The sequence below is a fragment of the Bacillus sp. ISL-7 genome (genome assembly GCF_018613065.1).
Genome location: NZ_JAGGQW010000096.1, coordinates 21,585 through 33,365 on the forward strand (window position 1 = coordinate 21,585; position 11,781 = coordinate 33,365).

Here is an 11,781-nt window from a genome sequence, read left to right on the forward strand (position 1 = left end):
CATGATTTACGCAATCCAATTAAATATATAAAGAAAATATTTAATAGGAAACGTTTTAAAAACAATCTAAATTCAGTATCTACCGTAGGTATATTTAAAATATTCTAAATATTATAATTCAAATCAGTAGCAGATGCTTAATAGAATTTGAAAACGTTTACTTAAGAGGAGGAAGGTATATGGCAGTTAATCTTTTAGAAGTTAAAAAGACTCCCAACAAAGAAGAACTACTTAGGAGGGCAAAGGAGGTTGGTTTATTAGCTGAAAAATACGCTTTAAAGGCAGATCAAGATTCAAAGCTTCCAGATGAAGTAATTGAAAAAATAAAAGAAGCTGGATTTCATAAACTTTTACGACCAAAAGAATATGGCGGCCAAGATTTAGATTACTTTACTTTTGGTGAAATGATCCGCACGATCGCGAATCATAGTATCGCCGCTGCATGGTTAAGTTATTTCTTTGTTATTCATGAAACCTGGGTTGCGTTTTTACCAAAAGAAAGCCGTGATGAATTGTATGGACATGGTGGCTTAATGGCAGATGTATTTGCCCCTGTCGGGAAAGTAATCGAAGATGGCGAAGGCTATCGCCTTTCAGGGCAATGGAACTTCTGTAGTGGAGTGCTTTGGAGTGATTGGATTGGACTAGGCGCAATCACCAAGCTAAAGGATGGGACAGAGCCGGAATATTGTTTATTTATTTTGAATAAAGAGGAAGCGGAAATCGTCCATAACTGGGATGCAATGGGCTTGCGTGGGTCAGGAAGTAACGCGGTGAAAGTTGACAACGTTTACATACCGCCGAATCGAATTTTCCATGCAACACGTATCATTAACGGTGCAGGCCCAGTAGATAGTAATTTTGAGCCTGACTATCAAATTTTCAATGTACCCTATATCCCATGGTTCTTAATGGGCTTCCAATTTATTCAGATTGGCGGCATTGAACGATTGATTGATATTTTCCAAGAAAAAACACAAAATCGGATTCGTATTTTTAACAATAATGCAAATGAAAAAGAAGCAGCTAGTAGTCAACGCGTACTGGCGGAATTAAAACTACAATTAAGTTCTTTAAAAGGCTTAGCAAATGATTACGTTGAAAGGATAACGTATTATCAACAAAATCGCATTCGAACATTGGATGAAGAAGAGCGTGAAAGATTGTTCGGGATTCGTGGGCATATATCAAAAACGACTTCTGAGATGGCGCTTCGTATTTTACTAACTTTAGGTGGAAACTCCGTATTTAAAGGGCAACCGACCGAATTGTTTGTGCGTGACATTATGACAGCAGCTTCTCATCCGACGCACCATTACGAAGATGCAATGGCATCATATGGCAAGTCAATCTTTGGCTTTAAAGGAAACCCAATTTGGTAAATAAAACTTTGGAGGGAATGTGAAATGATGAAAGAACCTATTTTTGATGTGGCACATCTGGCACATATTGAAATTTATAGTCCTAAAGTAGAAGAGTCTGTTTGGTTTTTTAAAGAAATTTTAGGGATGGAAGAATCGCACCGCCAAGGTGATTCTGTTTATATGCGTGCTTACGAGGATTTTTATCATCATACATTGATCATTACGAAAAATGATGAAGCGGGTCTTGGGCATGTGGCATGGCGTGCCACTTCTCCGCAAGCTCTAGAGCGTAGGGTACGAGAAATTGAAGCGACAGGTTATGGAATGGGGTGGATTGAAGGCGATGTCGGTCATGGACCAGCCTATCAATTTACCACACCAGATGGACATAAAATGGAAATTCTTTGGGAGGTTGAATATTTCAAAGCGAATAAGGAACAAGCTACACCACTCTTAAGCCGTCCACAAAGGCGTCCGCGTCGCGGAGTACCAGTACGTCGCTTAGACCATGTGAATGTCCTGGCGAGCGAAACAAATAAAAACGTTGAGTTCTTAGAAAATGCACTTGGATTTAAAGTGCGCGAACGTATTCTAAATGATGATAATACAGATGTAGCAGCATGGTTAAGTTCGAACTCATTAGTGCACGAAGTGGCCATCATGGGAGACGCATTAGCTGAAAAAGGAAGATTACATCATATTTGCTACTGGTACGGCTATCCCCAACATTTAATGGATGTAAGTGAATTATTGGTGGAGCATGGGTATAAAATTGAAGCAGGTCCTGGCAAGCACGGTGTCTCTCAGGCTTACTTCCTATATGTGATCGAACCTGGGGGCAATCGTGTTGAATTATTCGGTGACACGGGTTATCAAATTTTTGACCCAGACTGGAAAACGGTTGAATGGAAAGGAAAAGATTTAGAGCATGCAATTATTTGGTACGGCTCTAATTTACCACAAGAGTTCTTTGAATATGGAACTCCAGTGAAGCAAAAGGCAGTTGCACCATTAAAATAAATGCTGGTGAATAGTTAAAGGTGAGCTTCTCCAATGGACAAGCTCACCATGTATGGATTGTAAAAGCGAGAGGAAGCTTTCAATAGTTTCCTCTATCTTTATTAATAGATGAAAGGAGCAATGCGTAATGACGATTATCTCAAAATATATGGATGTGAATGGGATTAATACACACTATCATGAGGAAGGGAGAGGAGCAGAAAAAATTATTTTAATACATGGGTCAGGACCAGGTGTATCTGCCTTCGCAAACTGGCGCTTAATTATCCCACGCTTAAGTGAATCCTATCATGTATTTGCACCAGATATTATTGGTTTTGGCAAAACGGATAAACTCCCCAATCATCAATATACCGTTGAATTGTGGGTACAACATTTAATTAGCTTTATTGAATCTGTGTCGGATGAGCCTGTTCACTTAGTCGGCAACTCAATGGGCGGCGCATTAGCACTTCATGTTGCCTACCAAAGACCGGACCTTGTGAAAAAATTAATTTTAATGGGTAGTGTTGGCATTAAGCACCAAATTTCTGAAGGATTAGAACGTGTTTGGGGGTATGAGCCAAGTTTGGAGTCCATGCGAGAATTAATTGAATTATTCTCGTACGATGAAAAAGCAGCGAAAAATGAAGAATTAGTCCGTCTTCGCTATGAAGCTAGTATTGAACCGGAGGTAAAAGATGCATTTTCGGCCATGTTCCCAGAGCCTCGCCAACAAAAACTGGACGAATTGGCGTTAACCGATGGACAAATTCAAAGTATTAACGTACAAACACTATTATTCCATGGCTTGAATGACAAGGTTATCCCCATTGCAGACACAAGCTATTGTCTTATTGAATTGCTTCCGCATGCAGAACTACATGTATTTAATGAGTGCGGGCATTGGACACAAATCGAAAAAACCGAGCCGTTCGTGGAGAATATTATAAGATTTATTAAATGATGAACTCATAAAGATGAGCCCACGCGTAATGGAGGATTTCGAAAAGTAAAATGCGTAATTTCAATATTCCTATTTGATAAAAATAATCTTGGGAGGTTCATAAAAATGGATGATCGCCAATTTCGAACGGCAATGGGAAAATTCGCGACAGGGGTAACTGTGATTACGTCAGAACTGGATGGGGATGTACATGGTATGACGGCAAATGCCTTCATGTCTGTATCCCTTGATCCAAAGCTTGTTGTCATTTCTATTGGAGAAAGGGCAAAAATTTTAAATAAAATAAAGGAAAGCAAGATCTTTACTGTGAATCTTTTGGCTGCTGATCAACAGGAGCTATCGATGATTTTTGCGGGGCAAATCAAGGAACCTCGTGAAGTTATTTTTGATCGTCTAGATGGCAAACCAGTGTTAGCAGGCGCGATCGCACAGGTGGCTTGCGAAGTATCCGCGGAGCATGTTGAAGGAGATCACACTTTGTTTATTGGAAAAGTAACCGATATTCATCTTGAAGAGAAGGAACCACTTGTGTTCTTTAACGGAAAATATCGTGCATTGGCAGAAGTATAAGCTGACTTCATTATTGGAACATGAAAGGAGACTGTATGGAAACGATCTATTTAAGTAAAGAAAATTTGGCTGCTTATCAGGAAATGGCAACCTCAAATGTTATGGCACTTGGATGTTTTGACGGTCTCCATCATGGGCATGTAAAAGTGATTCAAACTGCATGGCAGGAAGCAAAGGAAAGGCAAGTCTCACTGTCAGTAATGAGTTTCTTTCCTCACCCGAAAACGGTCATCCGCGGAAAGGCATGTTTTCACTATTTAATGTCTCAGTCCGAAAAAGAAAAGAGGCTTAGTGAACTAGGTGTTGATACTTTTTTTCTTGTGGAGTTCGATAAAGACTTTGCAAAGTTGTCACCTCAAGCATTTGTTAAGGAATATTTGATCAATCTGGGTGTTATTCATGCAGTAGCAGGATATGACTTTTCGTATGGCAGCCGCGGAGCAGGGAATATGGATACATTGAAACAAGATTCCGGAGGTCGGATGGATGTAACTACGGTCGACAAGGTGGAGTACAAAGGGGAAAAAATCAGTTCGACTCGTATCAGACAACAACTGTTAGAAGGGAATGTCGAGGAGCTGCCCTATCTTATCGGGCACTCTTACGAATTAAAATGCGAAGGCGCTGGATCAGTTTTAACTCCATATTCGCACTATACACTCCCTGCTCCTGGGAGCTATGATGTGACATTGAAGAATAAGAGCAAATCTTTGCAGACCGAAGTAATTGTTAACGAGAAAAACGTAAGGCTTACTAATATAGATCAGATTCCATCATGGCTCGAAGGAAACTTAACCATCGTCTGGAATCGGCGGATGAAGGCTGAAAAGGTTCAAACCGGGAAAAAGAATGAATCTTTTTGTCGTCCCTTATTTGTATAGATGAAAAATAAACCCATAATAAATAGAAAGAAGGGTTAAAAGTGGCTCAAATTGTAGAAGCCTATAAGCATTTACTTCAAGCTGAAAAAAACAAAAAGTCTGTTGCCCCACTTACGGATTTGTATCCTGATATCACTATTCATGATGCTTACAGAGTTCAAATGAAAAGTATTGATCAGAAGGTGAAGGATGGCCAAAAAATCGTTGGGAAAAAGATCGGGTTAACTTCGTTTGCGATGCAGGAGCTATTAGGAGTTGATCAGCCCGATTACGGTCATTTATTGGATGGTATGGATATTCCGAATAGTGGCAGCATTCCAATCGAAACGCTTTTTAATCCTAAGGTAGAGGCCGAGCTTGCTTTTGTGTTGAAAAAAGATTTGAAAGGGCCAGCTGTTACAATGGAAGACGTCCTAGAAGCAACAGAATATATTGTTCCTTCTATTGAGATTGTTGACAGCCGTATTACTGATTGGAAAATTAAATTAGAAGATACGGTTGCGGATAATGCTTCTTGTGGTCTGTTCACCTTAGGCGGTCAAAGGTTCGATCCAAATGGAATGGATTTAGCGAAAATCGAAATGAGTCTATATAAAAATGGTGAGATCATGAATAAAGGGACAGGGGCTGATGTGTTAGGTCACCCAGCAACATGTGTTGCATGGCTGGCAAATAAACTAACAGAATACGATGTTACTTTAAAAGCTGGGGAAGTCATTTTATCTGGAGCCCTATCGGCGGCTGTTGTAGCTCAAAAGGGAGATGTATTTACAGCTGAGTTTAGCCAGTTAGGAAAAGTTGAGGTATCTTTTGGTTAGGTTGCGAATGGTTATTTTTTACATACCTGCTTAATATAATGCCGGTGTGGCAGAATTGGCAGAAGCGTACGAATCAAAATCTTCTTCACTGGAATTTAGGTTCGACCCAGACAACTGGTATCAGATTATGCTCAGAAAAATTATTTATCAACGTTTCTTACATTTTGTAAGGAATGTTTTTTTATTTTCAGCGGAATACTTACTACAGGGTACCGTGAGGCAAAATGATCAGGGGTATGTCTGCACCGAGAGATTTAAGGAATGGAACAATCCCGAAGGGAATAATATCCCTAACAGTTGATGAATTCGGCGCATGAAATGGCTGTAAGCCAGGTTCTGTTCCTGCGTGCTCTAGCGATGCCAATCTCGCACAACAGGTGTAATCATATGACTATCAGTCTAGAAGACCGATCCATCCCTTTGGTTCATTTCCCGCAGGATGGTGCCCCTACCAAAGTTTGGGTTGCTCGCTCGTGGGGTTTACCCGTTCCATTTCTTCTGTTTCCTGAAGAATTCGTCACTGTGGCACTTTCAGGTTACTCTCAGCATATCCTTGAGGACTTAGCATGATTTCTCCGCCGTCAGCAGATACGAAGTCTGCTGCCCACCTTTGCAGATGGCACGAACACTCCGGGCATCTCAGCACCGGGCGAGCCTGGACTTTCCTCAACTCATGTAAACATGAGCCGCGATTACTCACCATTTCATGTTTGTTTGCTCATCGATTACGATAAGAAATATATCATAAAAGAAATGAAATGGTCATTAGGATGCTAGCTCCAGTGATGGAATATTTAGGAGAGTGTAAAAGTATGGTGATTGTGTATACGACACCGAGTTGTGGTTCTTGCCAAAAAGCGAAAGCTTGGTTTGAAGAGCATCAAATTGAGTAAATGGAAAGAAACATCTTATCTCAGCCCTTTACAGTCGATGAGATTAACTGCCCCGTAGGATAAGAAATTATTTGTACACCGAATTGCAAAAAGAGAACAATTAAAATGAAATAATAAGGGCAAAATGCTTAGTCTTTACAGTTAAAATTAAAACCTTAATAAATTTAATTAATATTTGTTTTTTAAAAGGAGGGAAAACTGATGTTTGAAGTTTTCGTGACAGTAAATTATAAAAATCGGAATTACCATACCAATGTCATAGCGGAAAAAGATATGACATGGGAAAAAATTAAACGGATCGCAGAAGAACAAGTCAAAAAACAATGGGATATTTAAATAAAACGGCTATCCACCTACTTAGAAAAGGAATATCCAATGTTTATTGGAAAGGGTTAGTCCACATAGTTCAACAAAAAGGTGCATGATTCCAGAAAAGGATTAATGCACCTTTTTTACATATCAAGAATTATACTGTTTTAGAAATAATAGAAGTTTAAGGTACTAAAACTCTTCAGCCCTTATTTCCTCTTTTTTCATCGATGCTGATCGACAAGAATTTGATTCCCGTCTGGATCTTCAATGATAAAATGTGCTGGTCCTTCATTTGTTTCAGCTGCTTCAGTCAGCATTTTTATTCCTTCAGCCTTAAGTTGTTTTTGAATGTCTCGAATGTCAGTAAACGATTCAAGATTTTCGGCATTTTCATTCCATCCTGGATTAAAGGTCAGAATGTTTTTTTCAAACATTCCTTGGAATAATCCAATGATGCAATTTTCATTCTTCATAATAAGCCAATTTTGACTAATTTCACCACCAAAAGCCTGAAAACCCAGTTTTTCGTAGAATAACTTGGATTGATGAATGTCCTTTACGTTTAAACTTACAGAAAAAGCTCCTAGTTTCATATATACTCCTCCATCTATTAATTTGTAAATTAACTTTATTTATTTTTACTATAAAGGAGTGCTTTGAAATTCACAACATTTACCATATTATTAAAGTAGAAGTGGTTTATTTCACGTGCCAAACAAAAATATAATGTGCAAAAATAAACTTTTAAAAATGGTAAAAAGATAGATACGAGATAGGAGAGAGTATGGTGAATACATTTAAAGAGAGAAAAAAATCCCGAAGAGACAAGAGAAAAGAAGAAGGAAAGGAATCCATATGGTGGGAATTCCTTGATATCTTTTTGGATATAGCTGAATTAATCGGACCAAGACTTATTCGGTCTATTCGGTCAGCCATTAAATTCCTGGAACATCATTAATATGATTATTTAAGGAATTGTATTGGATGTGTAAAAATCGATACCTTAGTTCTTTATTTATAGGTTTAGTTTTTATATTACTGAGAAACGAAGTAAAAAAATAAAGATTTAGTTCTTCTATAATGAAAGGAGAAAATATGGACAATTTCAATAATGTACCACTAGAAAATGATTTCCCCAATATTGGTAAACCTGCTACAAGAGCTCTTATCAATGCTGGCTACTATAAACTTGATCAATTGACAAAGGTGACAGAGTCAGAAATATTGAAGTTACATGGTGTTGGACCGAAAGCGGTGAGAATACTGAATGAAGCACTTAAAGGAAAACAATTATCTTTTGCTGGAAAATAAACAAGCTCTGAACTCTGTTTCCTAAAGAGTCCAGAGCTTGTTTATATTAAAATCAATTTTGGTCATTCATGGCTCAAAGGATGTTTATTTTAAGTCCACAGGAATCGTCACCATGGCCCTTTGTTATCTTGCTATTACATTCTAAACACCTTATTTTTTTTTATTTATTAGGCTATAGTGTAAGTCATCAAGAAAGCTAAATAGGAGGCGATAAAAATGGTCCAAGATATAAAAACACGTGTAAAAAGTTTAAATTGGGATTCAATTCAAAACGAATTAGATGAGCAAGGGTTTGCAAAGCTTCCAGCAATTTTATCAAAAGAGGAATGCGACTTCTTCATTAAACTTTATAGTGAGGAAGAGTCATACAGAACGACAATCAATATGACGAGATATCGCTTTGGGAATGGGGAGTATAAATATTTTTCCTATCCATTACCTGAAATCATCCAAAGTTTAAGAGAGTCCTTTTATCCAGAGTTGGCCAAAACAGCAAATCGATGGTTGGGTTATTTAAAGAAACCAGAACAGTTTCCAGATCATCTTCAAGAATTTTTGAGAACATGTGAAGAATATGAACAAACTAGACCGACACCCCTAATTTTAAAGTATGAAACAGGCGGCTTTAATTGTTTGCACCAAGATTTATATGGAGATGTATTTTTCCCATTTCAAGTAGTATTTGTATTAAATCAACGGGATAATGACTATACGGGTGGAGAGTCCTTATTAGTGGAACAAATTCCTCGTGCTCAGAGCAGAGGGCATGTGATTACTTTAGAACAAGGCAGTGCTCTAATCTTTCCCAGTAACCATAGACCTGCTCTTGGTAAAAAAGGGTATTACAAAAATACGGTTCGACACGGAGTAAGTACGGTTACTTCTGGAGAACGATACGGTCTTGGAATCATTTTTCATGATTCAAAATAAATATTAAATATTAATATCTTGCTATTTCATTCCTAGAATTGCACATTCTGAATTTATAGGGGATATATTGTAAGGAAAGGTGAGATAAATGACAGATCGTATCAATAATGAATTACAAGAGAGTGAAGAACATGGAATTTTGACTGACGTGGACATGATGACAAATGAAAAGTGGCAAGCAATTATAGACAATGATGCTTCGTACAACAATCAATTTTTCTATGCTGTAAAGACCACTGGAATCTTCTGTAAACCATCTTGCAAATCTCGAATTCCAAAAAAAGAAAATGTACGTATTTTTTTAAACGCAGAACAAGCTCTCCGTGCAAATTTTCGCCCTTGTAAACGTTGCAAGCCTACTAATGAGAGATTGCCTGATAGTGAGTGGGTGGCACTTATCACTGAATACATTGATAAAAATTTCATAGAAAAATTAACTCTAGAAACAATAGCAAATATTGCTCACGGGAGTCCCTATCATTTGCATCGAACGTTTAAAAAAATTAAAGGCATCACACCAGTTGAATATATCCAACAGGTGAGATTAAACGCTGCTAAAGAGTATTTGATTCACACAAATAAAGCGATTGCGGATCTCGCCATATGTGTAGGTATGCCTAACACGTCCTATTTTATTACTTTATTTAAAAAGAAAACCGGACATACACCAGCACAATTTCGTCAAATGAGTAAAATGGAGGAAATGGAAAAGGGAATTAAAGAATAAACTAACTCTTTAAGAATGGATCATTAACCGGCTGCCGTGGCGGATTAGAAATGAAGACATTGCTTTTGGATTAGATAGACAATTCTCATCCAGCAATGAGTGATTATTGCCATCTTTCCGGAAAATCAGGTTTATGTGAGCCAGAAAGGGTTTGAGCCGTAAAGATAACAGGAAGTGATTATATGTCTAAAAATCATAAATGAAAAACATAAAAGAAGACCAGCTGACGAGAAAGAATAAAAGTTTATTTTGCGGTACTTCATGTTTATGCTGCTAAATGAGGTAGCTTTTCTTTTTTGACTAACGGGAGTTTAGTGGACAAGGGCAGAGATTTTTTGGGGGGCGAAGTATAATCCAGCTTATGCCGAATTCCCTCAAAATCAGGAAGGTAACTATATTTTGAGGGGAATTGAATCTAGAAATAATGAATCACTTAGTATGTTCATTCATTTAACGTCAAAAATTATGTTTGTTACTAATTACAATAATAAAATTGCTAAATTACAAGTGGATGTAAATGGGAATTCACTAGAAAAAAATTCACCCCATATAAGGGGTCTGTTACTTGGGTTGAATTACCTCCGACGGATAAAAGCAGTTACAAATATTACGATAAAGACGGAAATCTAATTAAAGATATACATAATTAGTTCCTCATCTAACGGGTGCAAGAGTTTAAGATCGGGTTGTTTTTTGGCAGCATTTCTTGTTTCACTAAAGGGGCAGTTTAATTGAAAAGGACGGAAATCCTTAACTATCTTAACATTAAAAATATGTTAAATATTAAATACCTAGAAGGTATCCGCTCCCTTTGTAAAGAATTAGATTTAGATAAGATCAATTTTTTTCAAATTGGGAGTGGTTCACTATGTTAGCTTTAGCTCTACAAGGCATTGGGGGAATGAACTCATTTGCGGCTGGGGTACTCCAAACGCTTCGAAAAGAGGGGGTTAAGCCAGATTTGATTTCAGCTACCAGCGGTGCCATATTGTCAGCATATTATTTTTTGCAAAAAGACACTAATGCTATTGAAAAACATTATGATGAGTATTTTAAATCCGAAGAAAATGGAATCCCAACTTTGTTCAAATTCATGCAATACGCATACTTGGGCGTTCCTAACAAATTTTCTCCTAATTACCTCAACATTATTGAAAGATTGTCTGACAATTGGCCTTTCTTGAGATCGGAGGAATGGATCAACTTCTGCTTCCCTAACAAAATTTACAAATCTGAATTTCCTCAACAATTTTTTGATGATATCGCCAATTGTTTTTCCACCAATGAGGAAGTGGGAATTATTATGAATGCCTATAATGTTAATAACGATCAGGCAGTTTTGTATGTGAACGAACGTGCTTGGGATACAATGGAATTAACTAAGAGGGGAAATTTTGAGGTCAAACCAATAACTCCGGATGGTGTGAGAGCATGTTTGCAGCTGCTTCAATATGGAGACTTTAAAGGGGAGTATGATGGAGCATATCAATATAATCCGGTTTTGTCTCCGTTGGTAGTAGCCGACGAGATTATTTTGGTGACAGCAGCGCCACTAGGCAAATCTCTGGACCAAATCGATAACTTTTTTGATATCGAAGACTTTAAATTGAAGATGTTATTTAAAAATGCCCTTTATGCAGAGCTTAATGATATTTCTCGGATCAATAAACTTATTGAATACGGAAATAAGCTGGTTCGTCCAGAATCAGAAAATAAACCGTATAAAGAGTACAAATCGATTAAAGTGCAAACAATTCAGCCTACAATTCATCGTGGATTATTTGAATATTTTGTGGAAACCCGTGAATTTTACGAGGATGGTGTGTCTCGAGCGAAAAAGTTTATTGATGATAGTCTAAATAAGCAGATACAGATTGGACTCGGATAAATCCCTCGTATCAATGTTTTAAAGGGTGATACTTTTGTATGGGGTAGATGTTTTTATCAGTAATTTTACTCTTTGATTATGTTTGTGAAATAGTGTACTTAAACTATCCTGAAAATAGTAA

The 11,781-nt window shown here is 37.5% G+C and carries 13 protein-coding genes, 1 other RNA gene and 1 pseudogene; 13 read left to right on the forward strand and 2 right to left on the reverse strand.

Annotation, left to right across the window (positions count from 1 at the left end; all coding sequences use genetic code 11):
• Positions 1–179: 179 nt before the first annotated feature.
• The 6 genes from J7E66_RS30040 to J7E66_RS30065 all read left to right on the forward strand — a co-directional run bounded on the left by J7E66_RS30040 (position 180) and on the right by J7E66_RS30065 (position 5,599).
• Complete coding sequence (locus J7E66_RS30040; RefSeq protein ID WP_215007316.1) at positions 180–1,382, forward strand: acyl-CoA dehydrogenase family protein; 1,203 nt, start codon at positions 180–182, stop codon at positions 1,380–1,382.
• A gap of 24 nt (positions 1,383–1,406) precedes the next feature.
• Positions 1,407–2,384, forward strand: a complete 978-nt coding sequence (locus J7E66_RS30045; protein ID WP_215007320.1) for a catechol 2,3-dioxygenase — start codon at positions 1,407–1,409, stop codon at positions 2,382–2,384.
• 127 nt (positions 2,385–2,511) lie between these two features.
• Positions 2,512–3,330 carry an alpha/beta fold hydrolase gene (locus J7E66_RS30050; protein ID WP_215007323.1) on the forward strand — a complete coding sequence of 273 codons (819 nt, stop codon included), beginning with the start codon at positions 2,512–2,514 and terminating at the stop codon, positions 3,328–3,330.
• Between the two features lie 105 nt (positions 3,331–3,435).
• Positions 3,436–3,900: a flavin reductase family protein gene (locus tag J7E66_RS30055; protein WP_215007326.1), complete on the forward strand. Its 465-nt coding sequence runs from the start codon at positions 3,436–3,438 to the stop codon at positions 3,898–3,900.
• Positions 3,901–3,935: 35 nt separating this feature from the next.
• Positions 3,936–4,781, forward strand: coding sequence for an FAD synthetase family protein (locus J7E66_RS30060; RefSeq protein ID WP_215007329.1), 846 nt, complete (start codon positions 3,936–3,938; stop codon positions 4,779–4,781).
• Between the two features lie 41 nt (positions 4,782–4,822).
• A complete protein-coding gene (locus tag J7E66_RS30065; RefSeq protein ID WP_215007332.1) occupies positions 4,823–5,599 on the forward strand; it encodes a 2-keto-4-pentenoate hydratase in 777 nt (258 codons plus the stop codon).
• Between the two features lie 320 nt (positions 5,600–5,919).
• On the opposite strand, the gene rnpB is transcribed toward J7E66_RS30065, so the two are convergent.
• An RNA gene (gene rnpB / locus J7E66_RS30070) (RNase P RNA component class B) lies at positions 5,920–6,303 on the reverse strand.
• A gap of 108 nt (positions 6,304–6,411) precedes the next feature.
• On the opposite strand from rnpB, the pseudogene J7E66_RS30075 reads away from it, so the two are divergent.
• Together J7E66_RS30075 and J7E66_RS30080 are read left to right on the forward strand one after the other, a co-directional pair.
• Positions 6,412–6,489 (forward strand): annotated as a pseudogene (locus J7E66_RS30075) (glutaredoxin domain-containing protein); the annotation flags it as partial.
• Positions 6,490–6,693: 204 nt separating this feature from the next.
• Positions 6,694–6,828, forward strand: a complete 135-nt coding sequence (locus J7E66_RS30080) for a BA3454 family stress response protein (RefSeq protein WP_215007335.1) — start codon at positions 6,694–6,696, stop codon at positions 6,826–6,828.
• A 197-nt stretch (positions 6,829–7,025) separates the two neighbouring features.
• Here J7E66_RS30080 and J7E66_RS30085 read toward each other — a convergent pair whose 3' ends face one another.
• A complete protein-coding gene (locus J7E66_RS30085; protein ID WP_215007338.1) occupies positions 7,026–7,397 on the reverse strand; it encodes a VOC family protein in 372 nt (123 codons plus the stop codon).
• A 194-nt stretch (positions 7,398–7,591) separates the two neighbouring features.
• Between J7E66_RS30085 and J7E66_RS30090 the strand changes: the two genes are divergently transcribed.
• The 5 genes from J7E66_RS30090 (at position 7,592) to J7E66_RS30110 (ending at position 11,660) form a co-directional block, all read left to right on the forward strand.
• Positions 7,592–7,762 (forward strand): hypothetical protein, encoded by a 171-nt coding sequence (locus J7E66_RS30090; RefSeq protein ID WP_215007341.1) that lies wholly within the window; start codon positions 7,592–7,594, stop codon positions 7,760–7,762.
• Between the two features lie 137 nt (positions 7,763–7,899).
• Positions 7,900–8,115 (forward strand): helix-hairpin-helix domain-containing protein, encoded by a 216-nt coding sequence (locus J7E66_RS30095; protein ID WP_215007345.1) that lies wholly within the window; start codon positions 7,900–7,902, stop codon positions 8,113–8,115.
• A gap of 216 nt (positions 8,116–8,331) precedes the next feature.
• A complete protein-coding gene (locus tag J7E66_RS30100; protein ID WP_215007348.1) occupies positions 8,332–9,045 on the forward strand; it encodes a 2OG-Fe(II) oxygenase in 714 nt (237 codons plus the stop codon).
• An 88-nt stretch (positions 9,046–9,133) separates the two neighbouring features.
• The gene (locus J7E66_RS30105) at positions 9,134–9,772 is read left to right on the forward strand and encodes a bifunctional transcriptional activator/DNA repair enzyme AdaA (RefSeq protein WP_215007351.1); all 639 of its coding nucleotides are present in this window, start codon (positions 9,134–9,136) and stop codon (positions 9,770–9,772) included.
• Between the two features lie 868 nt (positions 9,773–10,640).
• Positions 10,641–11,660, forward strand: coding sequence for a patatin-like phospholipase family protein (locus J7E66_RS30110; RefSeq protein ID WP_215007353.1), 1,020 nt, complete (start codon positions 10,641–10,643; stop codon positions 11,658–11,660).
• Positions 11,661–11,781 lie beyond the last annotated feature (121 nt).